This is a genomic window from Streptomyces sp. NPDC059454 (genome assembly GCF_042749965.1).
GTDB lineage: Bacteria > Actinomycetota > Actinomycetes > Streptomycetales > Streptomycetaceae > Streptomyces.
The window spans coordinates 19,937-33,032 of sequence record NZ_JBHYVC010000004.1; the positions used below are offsets into that span (position 1 = coordinate 19,937).

Sequence of the window (13,096 nt, forward strand, 5' to 3'; positions counted from 1 at the left end):
GACCGCAGGGAGCAGCCAATCGAGTGGGCGCGGCAGCGGTAGGTGCGCAACTCCAGGAGGGCTTCCCAGCGCATGGGCGCTCCTCCCGGCACTGTCCCCTGATCTCCAGAGTCACCGAGCCCGGCTCCGGCCGCATCTCCGGACTCCTGTGTGCCGGGCCCTTCACTCACGGCGCAGTGCGACCTTGAGCGCGCCGGACGTCGTGCCGTGGGAGAACAGCTCGTAAGCGTCCAGCACCCGGTCGAGGCCGAAGGTGTGGGTGACCAGCGGGGACACGCGCAGGCGCCCGAACCTCAGCAGTCCCAGCAGCCAGGGTGTGGAGGATGTATCGACCTGGCCGGTGCTGATCGTCACGTTCTTGCGCCACAGGGACTCGAGGTGCAGCGTGGCGGGTTTGCCCGGCGTGCCGATGACGGCGATGTGCCCTCCCGTGCGGACGGCGCGTGTGCACAGGACGAAGCCCTCCGGTTCGCCCGATGCCTCGACGACCACGTCGGCGCCGGGCCCGTCGTACAGCTCGGCGATCATCCTCCCGGGCACTTCGGCGGCGTCGGCGCCCATGCGGACGGCGGCCTCCAGCCGGGCGGCCGACAGGTCCACCGCGATGACCCGGCGGGGTGAGTAGAGCCGCGCGATCGCCACCGTGGCGAGGCCGACCGGACCGGCGCCCACCACGACGACGGTGTCCCCTGGGCCCACCTCTCCGTTCCGCACGCCGACTTCGTAGGCGGTGGGGAGGACTTCGGCGAGCAGGACCGCGTCGTCGAGCGGCAGGGCGGGGGGCAGGCGGTGGGTGGAGTGGTCGGCGAAGGGCACCCGCACGAACTCCGCCTGGGTCCCGTCGAGCAGATTCCCCAGGATCCATCCACCGCCCCCGCAGCACTGCCCGAACATGCGGTCGTGGCACGGCCGGCAGCGGCCGCAGGCCGAGACGGACGAGACGATCACCTGGTTCCCGGGGCGCAGATGGTGGACGTCCCGGCCGACCTCGACCACCTCGCCGACCGCCTCGTGGCCGAGGACCGTCCCCGCCTTCACCTCGGGCAGGTCCCCGCGCAGGATGTGCAGGTCGGTGCCGCAGACGGTCGCGGTCCCGACGCGCACGACGGCGTCGGCGGGATCCTCGATCGCCGGATCCGTGACGGTGTCCCAGGAGATCCGTCCGGGACCGTGGTAGACGAGGGCTCGCATGGTCACCCACTCCCTGGCGGCTCGGCCGGCTCCCTCCACCGTCGCCCCGGGCGGACGCCCGGGCAACCGGGGCCCTCAGGCCGTCTGCTCCGCAGGACAGTCGGACTCCTGTGGCCGGGAGGAGGGGCTCCGTCGCCCGGTGCTCATGGCCGGACGGGCGGGAACGGCGCCGCGCCGATCAGGGAGAGCCAGCCGGTCAGCCCGGCTGGGTCGGCGGCCCCGCAGCGGAAGCCGACGTGCCCGTCCGGGCGGACGGCCACCAGACCACGGCCGGGGCTGTTCGACAGCCGCAGGACGGTCACCCGAGGGTCGGCCGTGTCCGGCGGTGGAGCGGCGTCGCGTTGCAGCAGCAGGTGCACACCCGGGCGGGCCAGCAGTCCGTGCAGCCGCTGGGCGGGTCCTCCGACGCTGACGGCCGCGTCGGGCAGGCGGTCTCCCGGGCGAGGAGCCCCCGCAGGGGCGGTGTCCCCTCCACCGACAGGGACTGTGCCGGTAATTCACGTGCAGTTGGGAGATGACACGGACGGCCTCGGCGACCAGTCGTCGCCGGCCGAGGAGCACGGGAACGGCGGGAGCCGCACGCGGAGCGGCCACCGCGCGCAGCCACGAGGGGAGCCGGCCCGTCGACGCCTCCGCCCAGAACGCGGTGTGCGTCAGGAGCAGCCGCCGACGGGCGGCCGCTCTGCGCTCCCTGTCGTAGGAATCGAGCAGTACCTCGGCGTCGACCCCGTCTGCGGACCCGCTCGCCGCGAAGCCCAGCTTCCAGCCGAGGTTCACCGCGTCCTGGATGCCGGCGTTCATGCCCTGGCCGGTGGCCGGTGAGTAGGTGTGGGCCGCGTCCCCCGCGAGGAAGAGCCGCCCCCGGCGAAACCGCCGGGCGAGGCCGCACTGCAGCGGAACCCGCGCTGACCAGGCGAGGCGCTCGATCCGCGCTGTCATCCCGGAGTCGTCCCGGAGGCGTTGAAGCTCGGCTTCCGGGACGGCGGGGCCGGGCTGGCCGAAGTCCCGCCCGGCCCCGCCGGCGGACGCCCGAGTGGCCAGCAGTCGCCAGGCGGCCTGCTCCCCGAGCGGGAAGAGGAACAGCAGGCCTTGGCGGCCCGCGAACACCTGGGCGTCGGCGCCAGGGGGCATGCCGCCGAGGTCCAGGTCGGCGAGGACCACCTCCTCGGCGTAGGGCCTGCCGTGCCAGCCGATGCCGGCGCAGGCCCGCACGGCACTGGCCGGGCCGTCGCAGCCGACGACGAAGGGGCAGCGGGTCTCCTCGACGCCGTGCCGCGAGCGCAGCACGGCACGCGCGCCGTCCCCGTCGTCGCGGGCGGCGAGCAGTTCGGTGCCCCGCTCGACCGTCACCCCGCGGTCGGCGAGCGCCCGCGCCAGCACTGTCTCGACGTCCATCTGCCGCATGAGTGTCAGGTGGGGGAACGCCGTGTCGGGCAGCGCGAGGTCCGCGAGCCCGGTTTCGACGACGCGGGAGCCGAGATGCAGGTGGACCCTCGGGGCGGTGTCCGCTCGTTCCAGCAGGGCGTCCGTGATGCCGAGCGGTCGCAGGACCTCCAGGGTCCGTGGGTGGAGGATGAGCGCGCGGGAGGGCCGGAACGACTCGACGACCCGGACCCGTGCTCCGTGGGCATGGACTCGCAGGGCCAGGGCGAGGCCGGTCGTGCCGGCCCCGACGATCAGGACGTCCACCGCCGTGATCACGTCCCGGCCGCCGTGCGCCACCACGCGGCGGCCTCCGGTTCCGGGCCTCCGGCCGACGGGGGGTCCGCGATCACGGCGTCGCGGCGCAGCCCCGGCACGATCGCGTACCGGATCGAACCGGGCACGCTGACCAGCGCGAGGACCCGACACAGGGAGCGCGCGTAGTGTTCGGCGCGCTGCGGGCCGTCCCACTCGTACACGCCGCGGTAGCGGTCGCGCTCGTCATGGGCCAGCCACAGCTTCGAGGTGAAACCGGGGAATCCGACGAACAGGGGGGTGTTCAGCAGGCTCTCGCGGCGGAACAGCGCGTGCGCGGGTCCGTGCACCAGGCGCAGCCGGACGGTGACCACCAGCGTGCACGGGTCCTTCGCCAGGCCGCTGCCGAGGCGGGTCTCCCGGTAGACCCGGGCGCCGGTGCCGTCGGCGAAGTCCAGCCGCCTGCCCACGTGCTCTTCCGGCAGGTGGATCCGGTGCCGCGAGAGCAGAGCGAAGGTGGTGAGGAAGCACGCGGCCACGACCCGCCACGCCTCGCCGGGGGCGAGTGGTCCCTGTTCACCCATGGTGGCCTCCTTCGAAGAGCCATGACGGGCATACGCCGTCGGGCTCCGCTACGCCGGACGGGCCAGAGTTCCCCGTACACCCCACCATGGGGCAACGCGCCGCGCCCCGCGAGGCCTGGTGGCGCGGTCCGGCCGCCGACGACCGGGCCCGAGGAGCACCGGCGGGCACACCCGCTGGCCTAGTCCGGCTCCATGTAGGGGCGGCGGAAGACCGGTGCCTGGCCCGTGCCCCACGGGCGTACGGCAGCCAGCGCCTGGGCGACCGCGGACTCCAGGGAGCCGCTGGTGTCGACCGCGACGGCCTCCAGCCACGGCTGTTCCCGGGCCCTCATCACGGCGGCGACGGAGGCGGCGGCGTCGGACGCTCCGGGGGCACGCGTGCTCAGACGGGCCGCTGCCACGTCCCCCGGCACATGGCAGTGCAGGGCCACCAGGTCGGCGCTGGTGCGTTCCGCCATGCGCACGGCCGCCTCCCGCTGTGCCGCATCGGACCAGGTGGCGTCCAGGACGACGGATTCCCCCGAGGTCAGCAGGGCGGACGCGCGGTCGAGCAGGGCGGAGTAGGTCCTGGCCGTCCACTCCGGTGTGTAGATTCCCTCGCCGTAGTCGGCCGCCGCGGACTGCTCCGCGGTGATTCCCGCCAGCTCCTTGCGGAGACGGTCACTGCTGAGCAGCGTGACCCCGAGCCGGTCCGCCAGCGCCCCGGAGAGGGTGGACTTCCCGCTTCCCGGCAGTCCTCCGACGAGGGTCAGGCCGACGGCGGAGGTACGCAGGTGGCGCAGCGCCGTCGAGACCAGCCGCCGGAACGCCGCCTCGGCGCCCGGGGCGCCCTGACGTGCCTGGATCAGGGAGACCTTGGCGCGGACGAACGCGCGGTAGGCGACGTAGTGGTGCCACAGGGAAGGGGGTGCCGGATCGCCCGAGTACTCTCCGTACCGGGCGAGGAAGTACGCCGCGGCCTGAGGGTCGCCGAGCTGTTCCAGGTCCATGGCGAGGAAGGCGGCGTCGTCGAGTCCGTCGACGTGACGCAGGTGGTCGTCGAACTCCAGGCAGTCCAGGACGCGGGGGCCGTCGTCGAGGCAGAAGACGTCCTCGGCGAGCAGATCGCCATGGCCGTCGACCACCCGCCCCTGCTCGATGCGGGAGTCGAACAGACGCTCGCGGCCGGCGAGATAACGGCGCACCGACCGCTCCACCTCCGCCACCTCGTCCGGCACGACGCCGTCCTCGGCCAACGCGCGGACCTGCCGAAAGCTCGCCTCCCAGCGCGACGACAGGGCGTCCCGCGTGCCTTGCTCGTCCACTTCACGGCTCCGGGGCGCCTCCGCGTGCCACGCCGCGAGCTGCCTGGCGACGGCCCGCAGCGCCTCGTCGACGCTGACCCCTTGCCGCACCAGGTGGGAAAGGCGGCGGTTCGCGGGCATCCGGCGCATCACCACGAGCGGCTCCGGCGCCTGTGCGTCGGGGCTCCGCAGCTCACCCAGACCCAGATAGACGTCGGGGGCGAAGCGGCGGTTGAGGGCGACTTCACGCTCGCACGCCGTCCGGCGGGCCGCCACCGTCGTGTAGTCCAGGAATCCCAGATCCACCGGCTTCTTCAGCTTGTAGGCGCGGTCGCCGGCGAAGAACACGATCGCGGTGTGCGTCTCGCACACCTGCGCGCGCGGCAGCGGCTCGCCGTCGTGCCGGCCACCGGTTTGGAGCGGGGACGTGTCGGCCGCAGGCGCCATCCTCCCGGTGGGGTCCGGCTCAGTCATGGGAGACGACGGCGACGGGGCGGCGTGCGTGACGGACGGCTGCCCGGGCCACGGGGCCCGGACGCGACGCTGGGACGTACCGGCGTTCCCGGCGGCAGGCGGTCGGCGTGCCCGCACCCTCGGCGGCAGAACTCTCGAGTGAGCCGTCGAGGCCCACGGTGACGACTGGCCGCATGGCGGTGCCCTCCGTCTCGTAAGAAGCTGGAAGAGGGATGGATGGCGGTGCCCGAGCCCGACGACGCGGATGGCCGGGAGGCCGTCGGCACGCCGGACGGGGCGGGTTCCCTCGTTCGAGGAGTACCCCAATCCCCTCCGCGGCGCATGCGGACCGGAGGCGGGAGGCAGGCGCGGCATCCGGCCGGGAGGAGACAGCGACGGTGACGATTCCCCTGGTGGTCGGCGTCGACGGGTCCGAGGCGAGCCTGGAGGCGGTGGACTGGGCCGCCGACGAAGCCGTCCGGCACGGCGTCCCGCTCCACCTCCTGCACGCGGCGGCGCGGGACCACGGGGCGTCCGACGTGATCGACGCCGCCTCCGAACGCGTCAGGAAGGGTGTTCCCACGGTGCGGCTGTCGAACGAGGTGCTGCACGAGGACGCGACCGCCGCCCTGCTCGGCAGAGGGCGCAACGCCTTCGCACTGGTACTGGGGTCCAGAGGGTTCGGAGACCTCGCCGGAATGCTCCTGGGATCGGTCAGCCTCGCCGTGGCGGCGCGAGCGGACTGCCCGGTCGTCGTGGTGCGCGGCACGGCGGAGCACCGGGATGCCCGCTTCGGAAGTGTCGTCGTCGGTGTCGAGGAGGGAGAGGGCAGCGGCACGGCCGTACAGTTCGCCTTCCGTGAGGCCCATGTGCGGCACTGCCGACTGGTGGCGGTGCACGCCTGGAGCGCACCGCCCGATGCTTCCGACTCACCACGAGCCCTGCCCTCGTACACCCCGGAGACCCGCCGGCGCCCGCCGACGCGGGTGCTCGACGACGCCCTGCGCGGCGCGTCGGAGCGGTACCGCGACGCCCCGGTGAACCGGCGGGTGATCGAAGGGCCGGCGCGCCACGCCCTGCTGGGGGCGGCAGCGGAGGCGGACCTGCTGGTCGTCGGCGCCCGCAGACGACAAGGACACCTGGGTCTGCAACTCGGATTGGTCAACCATGCGGTACTGCACCACGCGCCGTGTCCGGTCGCGGTCGTTCCCCGGATATGACCGGACGGGCGGAGACGGACCACGTCGTCGGCCGGTCCCTGTGTACCCGGAAGCCGTCCCCCACGGGGACCTTCGGCCCTGTGACCGGAGCCCGCGCCGTCCCATGATGGGACCAGGACGGTGGGGGAAGCGGACCGGCGACCTGCTGGAGGCCGAGTCATGAGTGCATGGAATCCGCCGCACGCGTCCGGTCCGCCGCCACCGCGTCGGGAGTGCACCCCGAAGAGGTTGAACCCTCTGCGACGTCCGTCCGACAGGTTCGAGTCCTGGTTCCGCGGCTTCCTGATGCTCGTCCTCGTCCTCGGCCTGCCGGTGGCCGCGCTCGGTGCGGGGCTGACGGCGTACGAGTCGTCGATGCGCACCGTGCAGACGCAGTCGGCCGAGCGGCACCAGGTCGACGCCCTGGTGACGTCGATCACCGAGGAGGTCGGCGAGAACGCGAAACAGCAGGCGCGGGTCCGCTGGACCGACGACGACGGAACGGCGCGGACGGGAACCACCCTCGTGACGCCGGACATGCCCGAGGGCACCACCGTGCGGGTGTGGGTGACCGGCGAGGGAGCCGTCACCAGCCCGCCGATGACCAAGAACCAGGCCGTGACCACCGGCTGGTTCGCGGGCGGCGCGGCGGCGGTCGGCGTGACCGCCGGGGTCTTCGCGGCGCGGGTGGGCGTGCGCCGCGCGCTGGACCGGAGGAGGTACGCGCAGTGGGACGCCGAGTGGGACCGGGTGGAGCCCCTGTGGGCCGGTCGGTTCCGCCGGTGACGTGGGGACGAGCCGGACAGGACCGAGGAGGCGACGCCGATGTCCGACGCGACGACCACCGACCTGTACGAGGTGACGATGGCCATGTCCTACCTCCGGGAGGGCATGACCGGCCCCGCGACGTTCAGCCTCTTCGTCCGCGACCTGCCCGCCGAGCGCGGCTTCCTGGTCGCGGCGGGGCTGGAGTCGGCCCTGGACCACCTGTCCGGCCTTCACGTCGGCCCGGAGGACGTCGACGCCTTCGCGTCCGCGCTGCACCGCCCGCCGCGTGACCTGCGCCCCCTGCTCGGCCTGGAGTTCACCGGCGACGTACGGGCGGTTCCGGAGGGACGGATCGTCCTGGCGGGAGAGCCCCTGCTGGAGGTGACCGCGCCTCTGCCGCAGGCACAGCTGGCCGAAACGTACGTACTCAACCAGCTCAGCCACCAGACCGCCGTCGCCTCGAAGGCCGCACGGTGCGTCCTCGCGGCGGCAGGCCGTCCGGTCGTGGACTTCTCCCTGCGCCGTACCCACGGCCCGCAGGCAGGGTTCCAGGCCGCCCGCCTCGGCGCGATGACCGGCTTCGCCGGAACCAGCAACGTGGCCGCCTCCACCGCCCTGGGCCTGACCGCCGTCGGCACGATGGCCCACTCCTTCGTCGAGGCGTTCGCCACGGAGGAGGACGCCTTCCGCGCCTTCGCGCGGTCCCACCCGGGACCGGTGACCCTGCTGGTGGACACCTACGACACCGAGGAGGGCGTACGCGTCGCGGCGCGCGTGCTGCGGGAGCTCGACCACGCGGCCCGCGGGCCCGGCTCGGCGGTACGCCTGGACAGCGGCGACCTCGGAGCCCTGGCGGTACGGGCACGCTCCCTCCTCGACGACGCGGGCCTGCCCGACGTACGGATCATCGCGAGCGGCGGTCTCGACGAGTACGCGGTGGACGAACTGGTCCGCTCCGGGGCGCCGGTCGACACGTACGCCGTCGGCACCCGCGTCGGCGTCTCGGCCGACGCGCCGTACCTGGACTCGGCCTACAAGCTGGTGGAGTACGACGGCCGGCCGGTGATGAAGCTGTCGTCGGCGAAAGTGACGGCACCCGGCCCCAAGCAGGTGTTCCGCCGCCCCGGCTGCGTCGATGTGATCGCTCTGGCCGACGAGCAGCCCCCTGACGGTGGCATGCCGTTGCTGGAGACGGTGATGCGGGGCGGGCGGCGCACCGGCGCCAGGCCCACGCTCGACGAGTGCCGGGAGAGGTTCACGGCGGACCTGGAGGGCCTGCCGCCGGCCGCCCGCCGGATCCGGGCGCCGGTCGCTCCCCGGGCGACGGCCTCCGAGCGGCTGGGCGCACTCGCCGCCCGCGTCCGGCGCCGCATCGAGGAACGGACGACGGAGGCCTCCGCCCGGCCTCGGGTCCCGGAACGAACCGTGTCGGGACCGCACGGGTCCGTACCGAGGTGAGGAGGAAAGCGATGCCGCACACGACGGAGTGGAGGGTTCGACTCGATCTCTTCGAGGACGACGACGGAACCACGAAGGCGCACGTGGTGCTGGACACCGGCACCACGGAGCTCACCGGTCAGGGGACCGCGCACTGTCATCCGGCGGACGCGAACGTGCCGGAGATCGGCGACGAACTGGCGGCCGGGCGGGCCCTGCAGAACATCGCCCAGCGGCTGCTGAATACCGCCGAGCGCGACATCGAGGGCATGGGGGTGCCGCGGCCCGGCCCCCGACAGGTCACCGGATGGCCCACGTGACCGACGGCCGACACGACAAGGCAGGAGAATCAGCCATGACACATCCCGTACGACACGGCAGGGGTGGGCTCTCGGCGACCCTGCACGAGCTGGACGATCTCCGTACCCGGATGGACCAGCTCATGCACGCCGTCTTCCCCATCGGCGGCTATCCCGAATCCGGCACGGGCGAGCCGTGGGCACCGCTGGCCGACATCGTGGACACCGAGGACGCCTACCTGGTGGAACTGGAGCTTCCCGGCGTGGACAAGGACCAGATCACCGTCGAGGTCGCCGAGGGCGAACTCGACATCCACGGTGAGATCAAGGAGAAGGAACACACCGGGGTGGTCCGAAGGCACACCCGCCGCATGGGACAGTTCGACTACCGCACGACCCTGCCGCCGAACTCCGACACCGAGCACGTCAGCGCGGACCTGACGAGCGGAGTCCTCACGGTGCGCGTCCCGAAGACCGAGACGGGGAAGGGACACCGCATCGAGATCACCGGCTGAGCCGGGGCGGCGCCGTCCGCCGGACCGCGTACCGGGTCCGGCGGACGCGTGCCGTTCCCCTCCCCGGCGGGGGCCACGGCCCCGGGTGTTTTCCGGCCGCCGGCGCCGACCGTCCCCTCATGGAGCGGTGGGGGACCGCCGGGCGTCGTCGGTCCGGTACGCGAGGTGCTCGGCGACCGAGACCACGCCGTCGACGCTCCGGCACAGCCGCTCGATGACGGGGATCAGATTCCTGAACTCGACCGAGCCCCTGAGATCGACCCGCCCGTCGCGCACCTCGGCCGTCACCTCCGAGGGAGCCAGCCCCATCGTGCGTCGCAGCACGTCCCCGGTGATCTCGTCGCGGATGGCGTCGTCACGGCGCAGGAAGACCCGCAGCAGGTCGCCACGGCTGACGATGCCCAGAAGCCGGTCCGTCTCGTCCACGACGGGCAGCCGCTTGACGTGCTGGGCCTCCATCAGGCGGGCGGCCTCCACCACACTCCACTCCGGACGCGCGCACACGGCGGGAGCCGACATCAGTTCCTCGGCGCGGGAACCCTCGGCCTTGGCCCGCTCCCATGCCTCCAGGTGCGGAACGGGGACCCTGCCCGACGGGTCGGCCTGGTCAGAGCTCTTGCGCAGCAGGTCCGCCTCGGACACCACGCCCATGGGGCGGCCCAGGTCGTCCACCACGGGCACGGCGGTGACGTCGTTCTCCGCCAGCAGCCTGACGATCTCCTTGAACGGCAGGTCACGCCGTGCCGTGACGACATCCCGGGTCATGAGTTCCGCGACCGTTCGGTGCTGCATGTCGACTCTCCCGTCCGGATGGTGGCCGTCCGGCATCCGGTCGGCCCGGCCCGGCCCGTTCCCGCGGATGCGGGCCGGTCGTGCCGTGCGGCGGTGTGCCGCGCGTGGCACGTTGGATACAGGACCATTCTGAGGAGAGGGCGGCGATCATGCGAGCTCACCTCGGCGACCAGCTCGTCGTCGAAAGCCCGGCGACCGGCGCCACCAGGCGCGACGGCGAGATCGTCGGACTCCACCACGAGGACGGCACACCCCCCTACGACGTGCGCTGGTCGGACACGGACGACGTGACGCTCGTGTTCCCGGGACCCGACGCACACATCCGGCACATGGAACACGGGCAGCCCGGGCCCCCCCCGCGGGTCTTCCCGGCCCGACATGGGTGAGGCGCAGGCCTTGTCCGAGGCCGCTCCGCCGCCCGGGACGCCCAACCCCGGCGACATCGGCCGACGCGTGGCCGTCGAACGCCGCAGGCACGGGCTCAGCCGGGAGGAGACGGCCCGCCGGGCCCGCATCTCGCCGGCCTACCTGGCGTACCTGGAGGAGCAGCCGGCCGACCCGACGATGGCGACCCTCCTCAGCCTGGCCGCCGTGCTGGACACCACCGTCACGGCCCTGCGCGGGGCGGGCGTCGACCTGCCGCCCGGTCAGGGCCACGCACTGCTGCATCCACAGTTGCGGGACCTCGGCCCGGAGGAATGCCGCCGCCTGCTGTCCACGCACGGTGTGGGACGCGTCGCCGTGTCGACGTCCGACGGCCGCCCCGCGGTCGTCCCGGTCAACTACGAGATCGTGGAGGGCGAGATCGTCTTCCGGACCGCGCCCGACTCCTTGCCCGCGGCGGCTGTCGGAACGGAGGTCGCCTTCGAGGTCGACCACGTGGACGAGGCGATGAGCCGGGGCTGGAGCGTACTCGCGGTCGGCCCCGCGAGCGTCGTCACGGAGCCCGATGCCGTGCGCGGGCTCGTCCGGCATGCACACACCGAGCCATGGCCGGGCGGCGCACGCGAGATGTGGGTGTCGATCCGGCCCACGCGTCTCACGGGCCGGCGCATCACTCCGGCCGATCAGTAGGTGCCCGAAGTGCGCCGACCGAGAGGGGAAGTTCCGGTGAGCCGACGAGCACCGGCCGACGAGCAGGTGACGGCCCTGGTCCGAGCCGCCGCCGCGGCCCCGTCCATGCACAACGCACAGCCCTGGCTCTTCAGCTACTTCCGGCGCAGCCGTACGTTCGAGATCCGCGCCGACCTTGAGCGCACCATGCCGCACTCCGACCCCGACACCCGTGGCCTGCACATCGGCTGCGGTGCCGCCCTGCTGAACCTGAGGGTCGCCGTGGTCCACGAGGGCTGGTGCCCGGAAACCCTCCTGCTGCCCGACCCCACCGACCCGGCGCTGGTCGCGACCGTGCGGCTGACCGGTCCCACGACCGACGAGAACGACCTCGGCGCGCTGTATCCGGCGATCCACCGGCGTCACAGCAGCCGTTACCCGTTCGAGGAGAGGGAGATCCCCGGCCCCGTGCGGGAGGCCCTCGGCGCGGCCGCCCGCGCCGAGGGAGCAACGCTGACCTTCCCCACCCCGTGGCACCTGCAGGAGGTGCTGGAGCTGGTCCAGGACGCCGAGGCGCGCAACATCACCGACCTCGGCAGCGACCAGGACCTGGCGCGGTGGACGCGCACCGACGCCCCGTCGGCGGGCAGCGCCGACGACGGAGTCCCGCACTACGCCTTCGGCCCGCGCAAGCGCGGGGGCAAAGCCCCCATGCGCGACTTCGCGGCCTCCCGGAGGGTGGCGGGCCGTGACGTCGCCGACTTCGAGCGCACCCCTCAGCTGGCCCTCCTCAGCACGAGCCACGACCACCCGGAGGACTGGCTCCGCGCGGGCCAGGCCGTAGAACGCGTCCTGCTGCTGGCCACCCTCGAGGGCCTGTCCAGTTCCTTCGCCGCTCAGCCCCTCGAATGGACCGACCTGCGCTGGCCGCTGCGCGACCCGGTGTCGGGGACGGGCTTCACCCAGATGCTCCTGCGCCTGGGGTACGGCCCGAAAGGACCCGGCACACCGCGCCGCCCGGTGTCGGACGTACTCGACATCCGACCCTGAGGGGACTCGGCGGGCCGGCGGTCGGCCTCGCGCACGGTCACCGGGTTGTTCCGGTCCCGTCCCGGCCCGCCGACTCGCCGGTGAGCTGCGGCTCGACGTCCACGACGCCCTCCACGGCGCGCACGAGACGCACGGCGACCGAGATGAGCGAGGTGTCGTGGATGTGTCCGCGGAGGGTGACGACCCCCTCGTGGACGTTCACGTGGATGGCGTGGCTGAAGGCGGGGAAGAGGTAGGACACCACGGTGCGGCGGACCTCCTCCTCGATCTCCTCGTCCGACCGCAGGAAGACCTTCAGCAGGTCGGCGCGGCTCACCATGCCCTGGAGCATGCCGATGTCGTCGACCACGGGCAGCCGCTTGACGTGCCGGACGGCCATGATCCTGGCCGCCTGTGCCAGGGTGGCGTCGGGGTGGACCGTGATCGCGGGGGTGCTCATGAGCTCCTCCGCCGTCACCGCCCCGGCCTTGGCGACGTCGGACAGGCGCCGGCGCTGCTCGAAGAGGCTCGGGTCGCTGTCGCGGAACTCCTCCTTGGGCAGCAGGTCGGCCTCGGAGACGACGCCGACGACACGCCCTTCTCCCTCCAGGACCGGCATCGCGCTGACCTTCCACTGCTCCATGGTCTGCACGATCTCCTTGAAGGGCGCGTCGCGTCCGACGGCCACGACCGTCTGGGTCATCACATCGCTGACGATGTGCGGGGTCTCAGGCACCGCGATCCTCCTCGTCTCGCCTCGTGGTGACGGGGAGGGAGCAGCCAGGCCCGGCCCGGCAGTTCCCCGGCACCGATGGT

Annotated in this window: 12 protein-coding genes and 2 pseudogenes; 7 read left to right on the top strand and 7 right to left on the bottom strand. The window is 73.2% G+C overall.

Annotated features, from left to right (window positions below; genetic code table 11):
* Positions 1-162 precede the first annotated feature (162 nt).
* The 5 genes and pseudogenes from ACFXAE_RS03705 to ACFXAE_RS03725 all read right to left on the bottom strand — a co-directional run bounded on the left by ACFXAE_RS03705 (position 163) and on the right by ACFXAE_RS03725 (position 5,107).
* The gene (locus ACFXAE_RS03705; protein ID WP_384707898.1) at positions 163-1,191 is read right to left on the bottom strand and encodes an alcohol dehydrogenase catalytic domain-containing protein; all 1,029 of its coding nucleotides are present in this window, start codon (positions 1,189-1,191) and stop codon (positions 163-165) included.
* A 143-nt stretch (positions 1,192-1,334) separates the two neighbouring features.
* Positions 1,335-1,688, bottom strand: a complete 354-nt coding sequence (locus ACFXAE_RS03710) for a hypothetical protein (protein ID WP_384707901.1) — start codon at positions 1,686-1,688, stop codon at positions 1,335-1,337.
* 229 nt (positions 1,689-1,917) lie between these two features.
* Positions 1,918-2,916, bottom strand: a pseudogene (locus ACFXAE_RS03715) (FAD-dependent monooxygenase); the annotation flags it as partial.
* Positions 2,889-3,452, bottom strand: a complete 564-nt coding sequence (locus tag ACFXAE_RS03720; RefSeq protein ID WP_384707454.1) for a hypothetical protein — start codon at positions 3,450-3,452, stop codon at positions 2,889-2,891. The pseudogene ACFXAE_RS03715 and the gene ACFXAE_RS03720, both read right to left, overlap by 28 nt.
* A gap of 179 nt (positions 3,453-3,631) precedes the next feature.
* A complete protein-coding gene (locus ACFXAE_RS03725) occupies positions 3,632-5,107 on the bottom strand; it encodes an AAA family ATPase (protein WP_384707904.1) in 1,476 nt (491 codons plus the stop codon).
* 479 nt (positions 5,108-5,586) lie between these two features.
* Here ACFXAE_RS03725 and ACFXAE_RS03730 point away from each other — a divergent pair, with 479 nt between their 5' ends.
* The 5 genes from ACFXAE_RS03730 to ACFXAE_RS03750 all read left to right on the top strand — a co-directional run bounded on the left by ACFXAE_RS03730 (position 5,587) and on the right by ACFXAE_RS03750 (position 9,406).
* The gene (locus ACFXAE_RS03730; protein ID WP_384707457.1) at positions 5,587-6,408 is read left to right on the top strand and encodes a universal stress protein; all 822 of its coding nucleotides are present in this window, start codon (positions 5,587-5,589) and stop codon (positions 6,406-6,408) included.
* A gap of 228 nt (positions 6,409-6,636) precedes the next feature.
* A complete protein-coding gene (locus ACFXAE_RS03735) occupies positions 6,637-7,173 on the top strand; it encodes a hypothetical protein (RefSeq protein ID WP_384707460.1) in 537 nt (178 codons plus the stop codon).
* 39 nt (positions 7,174-7,212) lie between these two features.
* Positions 7,213-8,613, top strand: a complete 1,401-nt coding sequence (locus tag ACFXAE_RS03740) for a nicotinate phosphoribosyltransferase (RefSeq protein ID WP_384707463.1) — start codon at positions 7,213-7,215, stop codon at positions 8,611-8,613.
* A gap of 11 nt (positions 8,614-8,624) precedes the next feature.
* Complete coding sequence (locus ACFXAE_RS03745; RefSeq protein ID WP_085575889.1) at positions 8,625-8,912, top strand: DUF1876 domain-containing protein; 288 nt, start codon at positions 8,625-8,627, stop codon at positions 8,910-8,912.
* A gap of 35 nt (positions 8,913-8,947) precedes the next feature.
* Positions 8,948-9,406 (top strand): Hsp20/alpha crystallin family protein, encoded by a 459-nt coding sequence (locus ACFXAE_RS03750; RefSeq protein WP_161174512.1) that lies wholly within the window; start codon positions 8,948-8,950, stop codon positions 9,404-9,406.
* A 117-nt stretch (positions 9,407-9,523) separates the two neighbouring features.
* Here the strand turns inward: ACFXAE_RS03750 and ACFXAE_RS03755 are convergent, their stop codons facing one another.
* Positions 9,524-10,198 carry a CBS domain-containing protein gene (locus ACFXAE_RS03755; RefSeq protein ID WP_384707467.1) on the bottom strand — a complete coding sequence of 225 codons (675 nt, stop codon included), beginning with the start codon at positions 10,196-10,198 and terminating at the stop codon, positions 9,524-9,526.
* 149 nt (positions 10,199-10,347) lie between these two features.
* On the opposite strand from ACFXAE_RS03755, the pseudogene ACFXAE_RS03760 reads away from it, so the two are divergent.
* Positions 10,348-11,272: pseudogene (locus tag ACFXAE_RS03760) on the top strand (DUF1918 domain-containing protein).
* A 36-nt stretch (positions 11,273-11,308) separates the two neighbouring features.
* Entirely contained in the window at positions 11,309-12,301 is a 993-nt protein-coding gene (locus tag ACFXAE_RS03765) for an Acg family FMN-binding oxidoreductase (protein ID WP_384707470.1), read from the top strand.
* Between the two features lie 37 nt (positions 12,302-12,338).
* Here the strand turns inward: ACFXAE_RS03765 and ACFXAE_RS03770 are convergent, their stop codons facing one another.
* Positions 12,339-13,016, bottom strand: a complete 678-nt coding sequence (locus ACFXAE_RS03770; protein ID WP_384707473.1) for a CBS domain-containing protein — start codon at positions 13,014-13,016, stop codon at positions 12,339-12,341.
* Positions 13,017-13,096 lie beyond the last annotated feature (80 nt).

Bases quoted from the DNA above. Each gene is read 5' to 3' on its own strand.
- ACFXAE_RS03705 (WP_384707898.1), bottom strand. From the start codon at position 1,191: ATGCGAGCCCTCGTCTACCACGGTCCCGGACGGATCTCCTGGGACACC.
- ACFXAE_RS03740 (WP_384707463.1), top strand. From the start codon at position 7,213: ATGTCCGACGCGACGACCACCGACCTGTACGAGGTGACGATGGCCATG.
- ACFXAE_RS03745 (WP_085575889.1), top strand. From the start codon at position 8,625: ATGCCGCACACGACGGAGTGGAGGGTTCGACTCGATCTCTTCGAGGAC.
- ACFXAE_RS03720 (WP_384707454.1), bottom strand. From the start codon at position 3,452: ATGGGTGAACAGGGACCACTCGCCCCCGGCGAGGCGTGGCGGGTCGTG.
- ACFXAE_RS03755 (WP_384707467.1), bottom strand. From the start codon at position 10,198: ATGCAGCACCGAACGGTCGCGGAACTCATGACCCGGGATGTCGTCACG.
- ACFXAE_RS03750 (WP_161174512.1), top strand. From the start codon at position 8,948: ATGACACATCCCGTACGACACGGCAGGGGTGGGCTCTCGGCGACCCTG.